This window comes from Paenirhodobacter hankyongi (assembly GCF_003664585.1).
Classification (GTDB): Bacteria; Pseudomonadota; Alphaproteobacteria; order Rhodobacterales; family Rhodobacteraceae; genus Rhodobacter; species Rhodobacter hankyongi.
Genome location: NZ_RCHI01000013.1, coordinates 1 through 13,898 on the forward strand (window position 1 = coordinate 1; position 13,898 = coordinate 13,898).

Genomic DNA, 13,898 nt, shown 5'->3' on the forward strand with positions numbered 1-13,898 from the left:
CGGAGCCTGACCACCGCAATCGCCCGCCCCGCTGCACGAGATGATAGCTCCGCGCGTCGGGCGATTGCTCAACCTGCGCCGATCGGCGTAAACCCCAACCGGGCTCCGGTCACGGCTGGATGAAAGACCCGTGGCAGGTCAGGGCGGCTCAAGGACTGGCGGCGCGTCGCCACACGATACGACCGGTGCCCAGAAACCTTCTTCTCCGCGATCATGCTCGCTGCAACCGTCTTGTTCTGGCTGTGAAATCTAATGAGTCTGGAGCCTAGGTTTATCATAATCTCTCCAATGCGTTGAGGCGCCCGTCAGTGCCACTGCGGCCTCGCCTCAAGCGTCTCGGCACGCGCGATCATCCGCATCACAGTCCGGAGCGAGATGGGACCTGCGCTCGCTTGGATCGCTTCCACGATCACCTCGATGCTGTCATCGCTCAAAGCACGCCGCGCGCCCTGACGACGCGCGAAACCGGTCAGGTCCCGCGTTGTCAGGTGCGGCAGCCGGATCGGCGGGCAGCGGCTCAGCAGAGGCTCTGGAATGGGGCGCGTCGCGTTGACGGTCATGACCCATGACACCTGTCCCAAGTCAAATGGCACCTGAAAATACGGGCAAGTCCAACGGTTTGCGGTTGCGGGCTCCAACAGTGGCAACAGTCCGCCGCACAGATCATAGGACCCGCCATTCGTCCCTGTCACACGACCGGCCTTTTCGAGTTCATCGATCACGACGATCGGGTTGCCAACCCTCTCCTGAAGGATCAGCTGTAGCAGCCGCCCGGGTCCTGCGGTGGCCCAGCCGCGCTGACAGCCGAGCAATCCGAAACTGGCGTTCTCGACCGTCGCCTCAACCGATATCGACGGCATACGCAGCGCGGTAGCCAGATGACGTGCCCAAGTCGACTTTGCGATCCCCGGGGGCCCATCGAGCAGAAGCGGCGGCAAGCGAACGCCCGGCCAACCCTCGCGCACCGATTTCCGCAACGCGTGCCCTTGGTGGAATATTATCCAGCAACCGCAATGGGTTACGCTGGTGTGATGCCCCCGGGAATACGCCTCTCCCAAGACCCTATACCACCGCTGGAAGCGGTGGAGCGACCTGGTTCAGGGGAGCACTGAAAGACAAAGGGATAAAGCCTGTCTCCCCGGGAAGGATGTCGCGTGCCAGGCACGTGAAACACGACAAGCGCCGCGACGAACGCCGCAACCGGATCGAGATCATGTTCGGACGACCGAAGGACTGGCGACGGGGTGCCACCCGCTACGATCGATGCCCAAAGCTCTTCCTCTCCGCCATCCTCTTCGCCGCAACCGTCATCTTCCGGCTCTGCCCCGAGAACCAGTCCTGACCCTAGAGGGATCTCTGCCGTTCGGGATAGTAGGTCCAGGCAACGAACCGGCTGGTCTTCTGTCCCTGCGCCATTTCGACGACCCTGAACTCGGCAACCCTCGCCTTTTTCAGCAGCCGGAAAAGTGGCTTGAGGCTGTCCTTCTTGGACACCAGGCAGGTGAACCACAGGCATTGGTCGGCAAAAGCCATGCTCTGCTCGATCATGCGGGCGATGAAGCCGATTTCACCCCCGGGGCACCAGAGCTCGGCATTCTGGCCGCCGAAATTGAGTTCGGCCGAGTGCCCCTTGCCAAGATTGCGCCACTTGCGCCGCGTGCCCTCTTCGGCTTCGGCAGGCGATGCGTGAAACGGCGGATTGCACAGCGTGACATGGAAAATGTCATCGGGGCCGACAACGCCTGCGAAGATATCCTCCGGGTTCTTCTGATGTCGGAGCCGGATGTTCAGCCCGTTGCGTTTGCAGATCTCGCGGCCCGACCTGATCGAGAGCGGGTCGATATCGACGCCGGTGAAGTCCCAGCCGTATTCATGCCGACCTGTCAGCGGATACACGAGGCTGGCGCCGGTCCCGATGTCGAGCGCCTTGATCTCGGGGCCGAGAGGGATCTTCTGGCCGTTACTCTCGGCCAGAAGATCCGCCAGGTAGTGGATGTAATCGACACGGCCCGGGATCGGGGGGCACAGGAAAGAGGCCGGAATGTCCCAGAACTCGATGTCGTAATGTGCCCTCAGGAGGGCCCGGTTGAGCATGCGGACCGCGTTTGCGTCTTGAAAATCGATCGTCATCCGACCGCTCGGGTTTCTTGTCGTGACGGCCTTCAGTTCGGGGGATGTCACGAACAGGCGCTCGAAGTCATACCCCTCCCGGTGCTGGTTGCGGGGGTGCAGGATGGATTTGACCGCCATCGGAAACCTTCTAGCCTATGGGTGCAGGCCGCTCGCCCGACAGGGCTTCAAGCTTAGAGCGTCGTGGCCGCCTGCGGAATAGCTGAACGGCACCGAGACGCCGGGTGACCTTCCCGCCACGGCCCGTCGCGAAGCGGCTGCGCCGCAGCGAAGGACGGCGCCGCCCGTTCCGGTCATTCCGGCCTGTCGACAGAAAGCGCGCGGCAGCGACGCGAAAGGCCGAGCGTCGTCCAGAGGCAACGCGGCATGCCCTTCGCGCCAATCGTCGCCATCTGGCGGCTCTTGCGGCGCGCGGCGCTTGCCTGCGGGGGCTCATGGGCGGCGAGGGGGGCTGCCCGGGATGGCCGGCTTGCCCTTCTGCAGCATCGATCCGGCGGCGGAATGGGGCTCGGGCGGGGCTGCGCGTCCGAAGGCGGGGCCGTTGCGTGGGCGCGATTCCTGGCCCCGGCGTTCCGATCGGGCATCAAGCCTCTCGGCGACAAGAAATCCGTTGACAGACGGCAGGGCGCTCCGCTCTATGAAAGATAACAACTGTTATGTCGCGTCACCGATGGTTGGCGCGCAAGACTGGCGGTCGCGCTTTCCGGAGGTTTGTCCGGCTGGTGGCGGCACAGCACGGGGAGACGGGGAATGAGAGACGGGACAGCATCGGCCGGGGGCGAGGCAATCGTCTTCAGCTTCAACGGGCGGCGCCTGACGGGGCGGGCGGGCGACACGCTGGCGGCTGCGCTGTGGCGCAACGGCATCCGCCGGGTGGCGACGACGCGCAAGCGGCACCTGCCGCTCGGGCTGCTCGGGGCCTCGGTCTCGGGCAACCTTGCGCGGGTCGATGGCATCCCGAACGTGCGGCTCGATCAGGTGCCGCTGCGCGCGGGGGCGCAGGTGCGGGCGCAGAACTGCTGGCCGGCGCCGGGGGTCGATGTGACGCGGGCGCTGTCGCTCGTGCCGGCACCGTGGCTCTATGGCGGGTTCGAGCATGGCGCGCTGATGCCGCGCTCGCCGCGCGCGTTCCGTCTGGCGGAAAAGGTGATGAGCCATCTGGCCGGCATGGCCGATCCCCCGGCGCCGCGCCCGGGGCAGGCGGTGCCGGGCAGGCGGATCGAGGTTGACCTGCTTGTCGTCGGCGGCGGCGTCGAGGGGCGGCGCGTGGCGAATGCCGCCGCTGCCGAGGGGGTGCGCGTCGCGCTGGTGACCCGATCGGCTGCGGGCGGGACGGCGTGCGATCCGGCCCGGGCCGCGGTGCCGCTTGCGCCCCAGGTGCAGGTCTTCCCCGAGACCGAGGTCTTCGGCCTCTACCGCGGCGGCGAGATCGTGGCGGCGGCGCCGTTCGACACGACGCGCGGTGGGCTCGTCTTCGTGCCGGGCCGGGTGGTGCTGGCGACCGGCCGTCGGGCGATGCCGCTGCTGGTGCCCGGCAACCACCTGCCCGGGGTGATCGACGCGCGTGCCGCGCTGCGGCTGGCGCTCGATCATGGCGTCGCGCCGGGGCGCCGGATCGCGGTCTTCGCCGAAGATGCCTGCGCAGCGGCAGAGCTTGCGCGCCGCCTTGCGCCCTCGGGGGCGAGTTGCGTCCACGCCGGCCCGCGCACCGAGCTGCACCGCATCCTCGGCCGGAGCCGGGTGACGGGCGTCGAGGTGGGCGCGCGGCTGCGCTGCGATGGTGTGATCTTCGCGGGGGACGCGCGGCCCGATCCCGGGCTGCCGTTCCAGGCCTCGGCCGCCGGCTGCGTGCAGCTGCGCCCGGGCGCGATCCCGCCGCGGGTGGCGCTTGCGGGCAGCTGTGCGCAGCCGGTCGCGCCGCTCGCACTGCCGGCGGTGCTCGAGGATGCGTCCTATGTCTGCGCCTGCATGGATGTCACGGTGGGCGAGCTGCGCCACCACATCGACCGCGGCATCACCGATCTCGAGGTGCTCAAGCGCCTCACGTCCTGCGGGATGGGGCCGTGTCAGGGCTTTCCCTGCTGGGAGACGATGGCTGCGGTCGTCGCGCAGCTCGCGCCGCAGGCCGTGCAGCGCGTGCCAAGGCCAAGCCACCGCGCCCCGCGCCGGGCGCTGACCGTGGCACAGGCGGCGGGGATGGAGGGGCTTGTCGCCCCCGATGTCCGCCCGGCAAGTGGTCCCGAGGGAGGGTATGAATGATGCAGGCACAGGACAGGGCGCTGCCGTCGCAGGCCTCGGTGGTGATCGTGGGCGGCGGCATCCAGGGGCTCGCCTGTGCCTTCAACCTGGCGCGCAACGGCCGCAAGGGGGTGCTGGTGCTCGACGCGGGCTATTGGCAGGGGGGCGCCTCGGGGCGCAACGGCACGCTGATCCGCGGCGGCTTCGGCTCGCAGGCCTGGATCGAGCTGTTCGAGTTCTCGACCCGCTGCTGGCAGGATCTGTCGCGCACGCTTGGCCACAACACCATGTTCTCGCGCCGCGGCTACACGATGGTGGCCGAGACCGAACGCACCGCGGGGGTGCTGAACGACACCATCCGGCTGCACCACCACTATGGGGTGAAGGCCGAGCTGATCTCGGGGGCGGGCGTGCGGCGGGTGCTGCCGGCGATCCGGCACGACAAGGTGCTCAACGCGATCCATCTGGCCGATGGTGGCGTCGCGCCGCATCACGCCGGGATGAAGGCCTTCCATGCCGCCTGTCTCGAGGCCGGGGTCGATGTCCGCTATCGCACCCGGGTGACCGGGATCGAGACGCAGAATGGCCGTGCCGCGGCGGTGCTGGTGGGCGATCACCGGATTGCGGCCGAGACCATCGTCGTTGCGGCGGGGGGTTTCAATCTGACCGTCGCCGAGATGGCCGGCGTCACCGTGCCCGGCCATTCGATGCGGATCGAGGCGATGGCACTCGAGCCGATCCGGCCGCTGATCGGCCCCGGCATCGCGCTGATCGACAGCCTGTGCTACATGCACCAGACCGCGCGCGGCGAGGTGGTGGGCGGCACCGAGGTGCCCGAGCGGCCGCGGATGAGCCTGACGGCCGATTTCCCGGTGCTGGCCCGCACGGCGGGCGTCTATGCCCGGCTTTTCCCGCAGCTCGCCGAGCTGCGCATCCTGCGGCACTGGGCGGGGCTGATCCATGCGACGCCCGACTGGGCGCCGATGATCGGGCCGCATCCCGAGCTGCGCGACCTGTGGTTCTCGGCCGGCTGGTCCTATGGCTGGACCGGCGGGCCCGGCACCGGGGTGCTGCTTGCCCGCTCGATCACCGAGGGCAAGGTGGAGCGCCGGTTGCAACCCTTCGCACTCGACCGTTTTGCACGCGGCGCGCCGCTCATCGACAAGACGATCGTTATGTAACCTTGCGCCTGCGGGGCGGCGGCGGCACGATATGGCCGGACCCGCGGCCGCGGGACGCAACACCCGCCGGAACGAAGCGACGAGACCGATGTCAGAGCCCAGACAGAACCCGATCGAGCGGATCACCGATGCGGTCTGCGACGTGCTTGCCGAGCAGGGCGTGACCGCGCTCAGCATGCGCAATGTCGCGGCACGCGCCGATGCCACGATCGGGCTCATCACCCACCACTTCCCGAACCGCGCGGCGATGGTGAAGGCCGCGGTGCGGGCCAGCTGGCTCAGGGATCAGGCGGTCGTCGTCTGGCCCGAGACCGCCGACCGCGCCGCGGTGCTGCGGGCGGTCAAGTTCTTCCTGCCACTCGACGCGGTCCGGCGTCGGCAGCTGTCGGTCTGGATCGGCTACTGGGCGCTGACCCAGCACGATGCCGGGCTGCACGAGATCCATGACGAAGTCTATGCGGCACTGCGCGGCCATCATCTGCACTGGATCCGCGCGCTCGGCTTTCCCCCCGAGGAGGCCGAACGCCTCGCCGACCGGCTGTGTGTCTCGCTCGACGGGTTGCTGCTTTATGCGCTGCTCTATCCGGGGCACTGGACGCCCGAGCGCCAGCTCGAGGCGGCGCGCGGCATGATCGACGATGTCTTCGCCCGGGCCCCGCGGCAGGGGCAGGTGGGCTGAACGGCGCGCCCGGGTGGCGTTTCCCGTGTGAAACTCCGCCTCGGTCACGCGTCCCGGCCTGGAGTTTTCATTATTATGTCTGTTCTGCCGCGTGGAATGCTGAAGAAACGGCGTCATGCAGCGAATTTCGGACCTAGAATTCATTTTACTAAAAAATTGTTTGACTAATTTCGTTTTCCTGACGACGCTGCGAGTCACCAACAAGGGAGACAAGAATGCAGAAGACTCTGTGGAGCACGCTGCTGGTCGGGGCCTGCGTGCTGACCGCCGGGGCCGCGCTGGCCGAGACCACCCTCACCGTGTCGAGCTATGGCGGCGGCTATCAGGAGGCGCAGGACAAGGCCTATTTCGCGCCTTTCGCCGCCGCGCATCCCGAGATCACCATCCGCCAGGACAGCCCCTCGAGCAACGCCAAGCTGAAGGCGATGGTCGAGAGCGGCGCGGTCGACTGGGACATCATGGTCACCGACGACAGCTTCGGGCTCGACAGCGATGCCGAGTGGCTCGAGCCGATCGACTACACGATCGTGAACCGCGACAAGTTCATCCCGGGCACCGCCGGCACCTACCGCATCGCCTCGGACATCGAGGCGACGGTGCTCGCCTATAACGCGGCCGAGTTCTCCACTGCGCCGCAGGGCTACAAGGACTTCTTCGACCTCGAGAAATTCCCCGGCATGCGCGCGGTGTGGAAATACGCGCCGAGCGGCATCTTCGAGACCGCGCTGCTGGCCGACGGCGTGCCCGCCGACAAGCTCTATCCGCTGGATGTCGAGCGCGCGCTGAAGAAGCTCGACACGATCAAGGACCACATCGTGTGGTGGGATACCGGTGCGCAATCCGAGCAGCTTCTCGACAGCGGCGAGGCGAGCATGGGTCTCGTCTGGGTCGGCCGCGCGGTCAGCGGTGCCGAGCAGGGCATCAAGATCGACTGGACGCAGTGGACCTCGCAGACCGGCTTCTGGGTGGTGCCGAAGGGCACGAAGAACCGCGAGGCGGCGATGAAGGCGCTCGAGTTCTTCACCGAGCCCGCGCAGCAGATCGCCTTCACCCAGTACATGCCCTATGGCCCGTCGAACAAGACTGCGGTCGCCGGGGTGAGCGAGACCTTCAAGGGCAACCTGCCGACCGATCACCTCGACAACCGGGTGCTGATGGATGCCGACTGGTGGGCGAAGAACGGCGCCGATGTCGACATGCGCTTCCAGGAATGGCTGCTCGAGTGAGCCCTGCGCCGCACGCCTGACACCCAGCCCCTCCGGCCCGCCATCGCGCGGGCCGGACGCAAAGTCCCCGAAGGCCTGACATGACCCTTTCTTCCCCCGCCATTCCCCGCGGCCCGACACTGGTCGAGCGGCTGCCCCGCGGCAGCGTGCTTCTGGTGCCGGCGCTGCTGTTCCTGCTGCTGTTCTACGTCTACCCGCTTGCCCAGCTGATCGGCGCCTCGCTGCCCGGCGGCAGCGGCAAGAACTATGCGCTGATCTTCTCCCGCCCGGTCTTTCTGCGGGTGATCGCCGAGACCTTCCGCGTCTCGCTGGTGGTGATGGCGGTGACGGTGCTGGTGGCCTTTCCCTATGCCTATGCGATGGCCAATGCCGGCCGCCGCGCGTTGCTGTTCCTGACCATCGCGCTCCTGATCCCGTTCTGGGTCAGCCTGCTGTTGCGGTCCTTCTCGTGGATCGTGCTGTTGCAGAACACCGGGCTGGTGAACCAGGTGCTGCTGGGCCTTGGCCTGATCGAGACACCGCTCAAGCTCATTCGCACCGAGATCGGGGTGATCCTCGGCATGGTGCATGTGCTGCTGCCCTATGCGGTGCTGCCGCTCTATTCGGTGATGAAGAAGATCGACATGCGGCTGATGGAGGCCTCCTCGATCTGCGGGGCAAGCTGGTTCCACGGCTTCCGCCGGGTCTATCTGCCGATGGCGCTGCCCGGTGTGCTGGCGGCGGCGATCCTGACCTTCACGCTCGCGCTCGGTTTCTACATCACGCCCGCGCTGCTCGGCAGTCCGCGCGACATGATGATTGCGCAGATGATCGCCGGGCAGTTCTCGGAACAGCTGAACTTCGGCCTCGGCGCGGCACTCGCCGTAGTGCTGATGGGGCTGACGGCGCTTGCCTTCGCGCTCTTCGGCCTCGGCCGGGTGCTGCTTGCGCGGAGGGCCGCGGCATGATGACGGACCGTCTGCGCAAGACCCTGTTCTGGGCCTTCGTCTGCGCCACGGCGCTCTTCCTGCTGGTGCCGACGCTGATCATCGTGCCGATGTCCTTTTCCGCGGGCAGCCGGCTGGTCTTCCCGCCCGAGGGGGTCTCGCTGCGCTGGTATGGCAAGGTGCTGAGCGATCCCGATTGGCGCGCGGCGCTGGGCAACAGCCTGCTGGTGGGCTCCGCGACCGCGGTGCTGGCCTCGGCGCTCGGCACGGCGGCGGCGATGATGCTGAACACCGCCAGCTTCCGCGGCAAGGCGCTGGTGCTGGGCTTCCTGCTCAGCCCGATGGTGACGCCGGTGATCGTCTTCGGCGTCGGCAGCTATCTCGTCTTCGCGCGCTGGGGGCTGGCGGGCACCCATGCCGGGCTGATCGCCGCCCATACCGTGCTCGCGATCCCCTTCGTGCTGGTCTCGGTGCTGGCCAGCCTGCGCATGGTGAACCCGAACCTCGCGCTCGCCAGCGCCGGGCTCGGCGCCTCGCGCCTCTTCACCTTCCGCCGGGTGACGCTGCCGCTCATTCTGCCCGGGGTGATCTCGGGCGCGGTCTTCGCCTTCATCACCTCCTGGGACGAGGTGGTGGTGGCGATGTTCGTCGCCAATACCGGCACCCGCACCGTTCCGATCATGATCTGGAACCAGGTGCGCACCAGTCTCGACCCCGCCACCGCCGCCGTCGGCGCGATCCTGATCGCGGTCTCGGCGATCGGCGTGGTGCTGTCCTATACCCTGAAGGAGTCCGACCGATGAGCTTTGAGCACAAGGCGCTGCAGCTCGACCGCGTGAGCAAGCACTATGGCGAGGTGAGGGCGCTCGAGGACGTCTCCTTCGAGCTGAGGAAGGGCGAGTTCCTGACCATGCTCGGGCCGTCCGGTTCGGGCAAGACGACGACGCTGCGGGTGATCGCGGGCTTTGTCGAGCCGAGCAGCGGCGCGCTTCTGATCGACGGGCGCGACATGACCGGCGTGCCCCCGCAGCGGCGCAACATCGGCATGATGTTCCAGGACTATGCGCTCTTCCCGCACATGACCGTGCTCGAAAACGTCGCCTATCCGCTCGAGACCCGCGGCGTGAAGCGCTCCGAGCGGGAATCGCGGGCACGCGAGATGCTGGGCATCGTCGGGCTGGGCGATTTCGCAAAACGCTTTCCGAAGCAGATGTCGGGCGGCCAGCAGCAGCGCGTGGCGCTGGCCCGCGCGCTCGTTTTCCACCCCGATATCGTGCTCCTCGACGAGCCGATGGCGGCGCTCGACAAGAAGTTGCGCGGCCAGATGCAGATCGAGATCATGCACATCGCGCGCAAGGTCGGTGCGACGGTGGTCTCGGTGACCCACGATCAGGAAGAGGCGCTGGTGATGTCGGACCGCATCGCCATCTTCCGCGCCGGCAAGCTTGCCCAGATCGGCACGCCGCAGGAGCTGTATACCCGGCCGAACTCGGAATTCGTCGCCGATTTCATCGGCGAGGCGAACCTGTTGCGCGGCACCGCGCGGCGCGAGGGGGGGATCTGCCGGCTCGAGGGGGCGGGCTGGCGGGCCAGCCTGCCCGGCGACGATCCGCGCGCGCCGGCAAAGACCGCCGCGGTGACGGTGGTGCTGCGCCCCGAGGTGATCGCGCTTGCGGCCGAGGGCGAGCGGCCGGCCAATGCGCTCACCGGCACGATCGAGGACCGGATCTATCTCGGCGTCGAATTCCGGCTGATCGCGCGCCTGGCCGACGGCTCGGCGGTGCAGGTGCGCAGCCGCGACCTCGCGCGGATCTCGGCGCTGGCGCAGGGCGATGCCGTCACCCTGTGCTGGCGTGACGAGGATTTCGTCGTCATTCCCGGCTGAGGCCTGGCCGGGCCGCGTCGGGTTTGACCGCGCGGCCCGGCTCCCGCACTCTGGACGCATTCTCCCCATCCGTTTCCGAAGGACCTCCATGACTTCCGACACTGACCCCGTCGAGCCGCAAGGCGACATCTCCGCGCCTCCGCCCCGCCGCGTCGCCGAGCCGAGCGAGGCCGACAGCATCGGCATGCGCCTGCGCGAGGAGCGGCTGAAGCAGGGCATGACGCTGGGCCGCCTGTCCGAGGAGGCGGGGCTGTCGATCGGCGCGCTGTCGCAGGTCGAGCGCGGTCTCGTCTCGCCCACGGTGCGCACGATCTATGCGATTGCCGGCGTGCTGGGCATCTCGCCCGCCTCGGTGATCGACCCGGTCGGCGCGCAGGCGGCGGCGCCCGAGGACAGCCCCTTCATCGTGCGCCGCGTGGCCCAGCCCAAGGTGCTCGACACCAATGGCGTGACCAAGCTGCTCGCCACCCCGATCGGCCATTCGCGCTACAAGGGCTATGTCGTCACCATCGCCCCGGGCGGCAGCTCGGGCGAGAACAGCTATGCCCACGAGGGCGAGGAGGTGGGCGTGGTCACCGCCGGCAGCTTCTCGCTGCAGATCGAGGGACGCATCCATCTGCTCGGCCCGGGCGACAGCTTCACCTTCCCGAGCACGCTGCGCCATCGCTTCTTCAACGACGGCGACGTGCCGGCCGAGGTGATCTGGGTGAACAGCACCAGCTGAGCGGCCCCGGGCACGAGACACATGGCCAACAGGCAGACAGGAGAGAGACGGTGAAAAGCAGTCAGGAGAGTTTTGCGGACTCTCTGTGGTGGAACGAGAGCGAGGAACCGCCGTGCGGTTTCGCGCCGCACACGGGGCAAAGCGAGGTCGACGTGGCGATCGTGGGCGGCGGCATCACCGGCGTCTCGGCGGCGCTGCATCTGGCCGAGGCGGGGCTGCGCGTCGCGCTCTTCGAGGCGCGGCACATCGGGTTCGGCGCCTCGGGGCGCAATGGCGGGCAGGTGATCCCGGGGCTGAAATACGACCCCGAGGATCTGGTGGCGAAATACGGCCCCGACCGCGGTGGCCGGCTGGCCGAGATGGCGGGCGGTGCGGCCGATCTGACCTTCGATCTGATCGCGCGCCACGGCATCCGCTGCAACCCGGTGCGCGGCGGCTGGATCCAGGCGGCGCATTCGCCCCATGCGCTCGAGGCGGTGACGACGCGTGCCCGGCAATGGCAGGCCCGCGGCGTTCCGGTCGAGATCCTGTCGCGCGACGAGGTGGCGGCGCGGACCGGCACGGCCAACCAGTTCGGCGGCTGGCGCGACCCGCGGGCGGGGGCGATCCAGCCGCTCGACTACACCCGGGGGCTGGCGCGGGCGGCCGCGCGGGCGGGCGCGATGCTTTACGAGCAAAGCCCGGTGCGCGAGCTTGTCCGCACCGCCTCGGGCTGGAGCCTGCGCGCGGGGCAGGGGCGCTGCACCGCAAAGCGGGTGATCCTCGGCACCAATGCCTATACCGACCGGCTGAAGCCCGGCCTCGCGCAATCGGTGCTGCCGGTGCAGAGCATGCAGCTTGCGACCGACCCGCTGCCGGCGGATCTGGCGGCGCGGATCATGCCCGGCGGGCTGATGATGTCGGAAACCCGCAAGCTGGCCTTCTACATGCGCCAGACCCCGCGCGGCGGTTTCATGATCGGCGGGCGCGGGGCCGTGGGCGATGGCGAGGACGGGCGGCTGATGGCGGCGCTCGAACGCGGCATGCTCAAGCTCTTCCCCGATCTCGCCGGCATGCCGGTGCGCTATCGCTGGTCGGGGCATGTGTGCCTGTCGCTCGACGGGCTGCCGCATTTCCACGAGCCCGAGCCCGGGCTGATCTGCCTGCTCGCCTATAACGGGCGCGGTGTGGCACTGGCCTCGGCCTTCGGGCGGATGCTCGCCGAGGAGATCGCCGGGCGGGGCGAGGCGGTCTATCCGCGCACCCGGCTTGCCCGCATCGGCTGGCACGCGCTGCGCCGCCCGGTGATGGGGCTTGGCGTGCGCTGGTACTGGCTGAAGGACAGCCTCGGCTTCGCCTCGAAATGACCTTTCCGGCCGGGCGGGGCACAGATGCCGCGCCCGCCCGGCCACTCATCCCGAACCGGCGGCCCTTGCCGCCCGAACCCGGCCGGGAGCCCCGGCCAAGAACGGAGCTGACATGACCGATTCCCGCAAATTCTTCATCGACGGGGCCTGGGTGGACCCGGTGTCCCCGGCCGAGATCGAGGTGATCGACCCGGCGACCGAGACCGCCTATGCGGTGATCTCGGCCGGCACCGCGGCCGATGTCGAGCGCGCCGTCGCGGCCGCGCGCGCGGCCTTCCCGGCCTGGTCCGCCACGCCGCCGGCCGAGCGCATTGCGCTGCTGAAACGTGTGCTCGAGGTCTACAAGACCCGCTACGAGGACATGGCGCAGGCGATCAGCCACGAGATGGGCGCGCCGATCACCTGGGCGCGCGAGGCGCAGGCCTATGCCGGGCAGGGCCATCTCGAGGCGACGATCGCCGCCGCCGAGACCTTCGCCTGGGAGGAAAGCCGCGGCACCACGCAGATCCTGCGCGAGGGCATCGGCGTCTGCGCGCTGATTACCCCTTGGAACTGGCCGATGAACCAGATCGTGTGCAAGGTCGCGCCGGCGATCGTGGCGGGCTGCACCGTGGTGCTGAAACCCTCCGAGATCGCGCCGATGAGCGGGCTTCTCTTCGCCGAGATCATGGCGGCCGCGGGCACGCCGAAGGGCGTCTTCAACCTGGTGAACGGCACCGGCCCCGATGTCGGTCAGGTGATGGCCGCCCATCCCGAGGTCGACATGGTCAGCTTCACCGGTTCGACCCGTGCCGGCATCATCGTCGCGCGCACCGCGGCCGAGACGGTGAAGCGCGTGGCGCAGGAGCTGGGCGGCAAGTCGCCCAATCTCGTGCTGCCCGATGCCGATCTTGAAAAGGCGGTGCGCGAGGGCACGATCGGGGTGATGAACAACACCGGGCAGAGCTGCGACGCGCCGACCCGGATGCTGGTGCCGCGCGCCCGCCATGCCGAGGCGCTGGCCATCGCGAAGGCCGCGGCCGAAAGCGTGGTGATCGGCGATCCGCGCGACGAGGCAACGACGATGGGGCCGCTGGTCTCGGCGCTGCAGTTCGACAAGGTGCAGCGGCTGATCGAGGCGGGCATCGCCGAGGGCGCGACGCTCGTCACCGGCGGTCCGGGCAAGCCCGAGGGCCGCAACACCGGCTATTTCGTGCGCCCGACGGTCTTTGGCGATGTCACGAACGACATGACCATTGCCCGCGAGGAGATCTTCGGCCCGGTGCTGTCGATCCTGCCCTATGACACGGTCGAGGAGGCGATCGCGATCGCCAATGACACGGTCTATGGCCTGGCCGCCTATCTCCAGTCGGGCAGCCTCGAGACGGCGCGCACGGTGGCGCGGCAACTGCGCGCGGGCTCGGTCTATGTGAACGGCCCGGCCTGGGACCTGTTCGCGCCCTTCGGCGGCTACAAGCAGTCGGGCAACGGCCGCGAATATGCCGACTGGGGCATCCACGACTTCACCGAGGTGAAGGGCGTGTGCGGCTGGAGCTGATCCGGCCGCCCTGTCCCCGGCCCGAC

General features: G+C 68.5%; 12 protein-coding genes and 3 pseudogenes. 13 read left to right on the forward strand and 2 right to left on the reverse strand.

The window, feature by feature from the left end; all coding sequences use genetic code 11:
• Together DYS74_RS12985 and DYS74_RS12990 are read left to right on the forward strand one after the other, a co-directional pair.
• A pseudogene (locus tag DYS74_RS12985) lies at positions 1-123 on the forward strand (IS3 family transposase); the annotation flags it as partial.
• An 18-nt stretch (positions 124-141) separates the two neighbouring features.
• Positions 142-246: pseudogene (locus DYS74_RS12990) on the forward strand (IS5/IS1182 family transposase); the annotation flags it as partial.
• Positions 247-305: 59 nt separating this feature from the next.
• Here the strand turns inward: DYS74_RS12990 and DYS74_RS12995 are convergent.
• Entirely contained in the window at positions 306-938 is a 633-nt protein-coding gene (locus DYS74_RS12995; protein WP_183077527.1) for an AAA family ATPase, read from the reverse strand.
• A gap of 149 nt (positions 939-1,087) precedes the next feature.
• Between DYS74_RS12995 and DYS74_RS13000 the strand changes: the two are divergent.
• A pseudogene (locus DYS74_RS13000) lies at positions 1,088-1,342 on the forward strand (transposase); the annotation flags it as partial.
• Positions 1,343-1,344: 2 nt separating this feature from the next.
• Here the strand turns inward: DYS74_RS13000 and rlmF are convergent.
• Positions 1,345-2,250, reverse strand: coding sequence for a 23S rRNA (adenine(1618)-N(6))-methyltransferase RlmF (gene rlmF / locus DYS74_RS13005; RefSeq protein WP_121534124.1), 906 nt, complete (start codon positions 2,248-2,250; stop codon positions 1,345-1,347).
• 630 nt (positions 2,251-2,880) lie between these two features.
• Between rlmF and DYS74_RS13010 the strand changes: the two genes are divergently transcribed.
• From DYS74_RS13010 to DYS74_RS13055, 10 genes are all read left to right on the forward strand, one after another.
• Positions 2,881-4,389 (forward strand): 2Fe-2S iron-sulfur cluster-binding protein, encoded by a 1,509-nt coding sequence (locus tag DYS74_RS13010; RefSeq protein ID WP_121534125.1) that lies wholly within the window; start codon positions 2,881-2,883, stop codon positions 4,387-4,389.
• Positions 4,386-5,549: an NAD(P)/FAD-dependent oxidoreductase gene (locus tag DYS74_RS13015; protein WP_121534126.1), complete on the forward strand. Its 1,164-nt coding sequence runs from the start codon at positions 4,386-4,388 to the stop codon at positions 5,547-5,549. Before DYS74_RS13010 ends, DYS74_RS13015 begins: the two co-directional genes overlap by 4 nt.
• Positions 5,550-5,637: 88 nt before the next feature.
• Positions 5,638-6,228, forward strand: coding sequence for a TetR/AcrR family transcriptional regulator (locus tag DYS74_RS13020; RefSeq protein ID WP_183077528.1), 591 nt, complete (start codon positions 5,638-5,640; stop codon positions 6,226-6,228).
• Positions 6,229-6,443: 215 nt separating this feature from the next.
• Positions 6,444-7,454 (forward strand): ABC transporter substrate-binding protein, encoded by a 1,011-nt coding sequence (locus DYS74_RS13025; RefSeq protein WP_121534128.1) that lies wholly within the window; start codon positions 6,444-6,446, stop codon positions 7,452-7,454.
• 80 nt (positions 7,455-7,534) lie between these two features.
• Entirely contained in the window at positions 7,535-8,401 is an 867-nt protein-coding gene (locus DYS74_RS13030; RefSeq protein WP_121534129.1) for an ABC transporter permease, read from the forward strand.
• Positions 8,398-9,183, forward strand: coding sequence for an ABC transporter permease (locus DYS74_RS13035; protein WP_220668849.1), 786 nt, complete (start codon positions 8,398-8,400; stop codon positions 9,181-9,183). Before DYS74_RS13030 ends, DYS74_RS13035 begins: the two co-directional genes overlap by 4 nt.
• Positions 9,180-10,265, forward strand: coding sequence for an ABC transporter ATP-binding protein (locus DYS74_RS13040; protein WP_121534130.1), 1,086 nt, complete (start codon positions 9,180-9,182; stop codon positions 10,263-10,265). The genes DYS74_RS13035 and DYS74_RS13040 overlap by 4 nt, the downstream gene beginning before the upstream one ends.
• 88 nt (positions 10,266-10,353) lie before the next feature.
• On the forward strand, positions 10,354-10,989 hold the full coding sequence (locus DYS74_RS13045; RefSeq protein ID WP_121534131.1) for a cupin domain-containing protein: 636 nt from the start codon (positions 10,354-10,356) through the stop codon (positions 10,987-10,989).
• Between the two features lie 50 nt (positions 10,990-11,039).
• Positions 11,040-12,335, forward strand: a complete 1,296-nt coding sequence (locus DYS74_RS13050) for an NAD(P)/FAD-dependent oxidoreductase (RefSeq protein ID WP_121534132.1) — start codon at positions 11,040-11,042, stop codon at positions 12,333-12,335.
• Positions 12,336-12,447: 112 nt separating this feature from the next.
• Positions 12,448-13,872 carry an aldehyde dehydrogenase family protein gene (locus DYS74_RS13055; RefSeq protein ID WP_121534133.1) on the forward strand — a complete coding sequence of 475 codons (1,425 nt, stop codon included), beginning with the start codon at positions 12,448-12,450 and terminating at the stop codon, positions 13,870-13,872.
• Positions 13,873-13,898: the final 26 nt, after the last annotated feature.

What these genes read in the sequence shown, in the direction of transcription:
- rlmF (WP_121534124.1), bottom strand. Translation starts at nt 2,250, where the DNA reads ATGGCGGTCAAATCCATCCTGCACCCCCGCAACCAGCACCGGGAGGGG.
- DYS74_RS13010 (WP_121534125.1), top strand. Translation starts at nt 2,881, where the DNA reads ATGAGAGACGGGACAGCATCGGCCGGGGGCGAGGCAATCGTCTTCAGC.
- DYS74_RS13015 (WP_121534126.1), top strand. Translation starts at nt 4,386, where the DNA reads ATGATGCAGGCACAGGACAGGGCGCTGCCGTCGCAGGCCTCGGTGGTG.
- DYS74_RS13020 (WP_183077528.1), top strand. Translation starts at nt 5,638, where the DNA reads ATGTCAGAGCCCAGACAGAACCCGATCGAGCGGATCACCGATGCGGTC.
- DYS74_RS13025 (WP_121534128.1), top strand. Translation starts at nt 6,444, where the DNA reads ATGCAGAAGACTCTGTGGAGCACGCTGCTGGTCGGGGCCTGCGTGCTG.
- DYS74_RS13030 (WP_121534129.1), top strand. Translation starts at nt 7,535, where the DNA reads ATGACCCTTTCTTCCCCCGCCATTCCCCGCGGCCCGACACTGGTCGAG.
- DYS74_RS13035 (WP_220668849.1), top strand. Translation starts at nt 8,398, where the DNA reads ATGATGACGGACCGTCTGCGCAAGACCCTGTTCTGGGCCTTCGTCTGC.
- DYS74_RS13040 (WP_121534130.1), top strand. Translation starts at nt 9,180, where the DNA reads ATGAGCTTTGAGCACAAGGCGCTGCAGCTCGACCGCGTGAGCAAGCAC.
- DYS74_RS13045 (WP_121534131.1), top strand. Translation starts at nt 10,354, where the DNA reads ATGACTTCCGACACTGACCCCGTCGAGCCGCAAGGCGACATCTCCGCG.
- DYS74_RS13055 (WP_121534133.1), top strand. Translation starts at nt 12,448, where the DNA reads ATGACCGATTCCCGCAAATTCTTCATCGACGGGGCCTGGGTGGACCCG.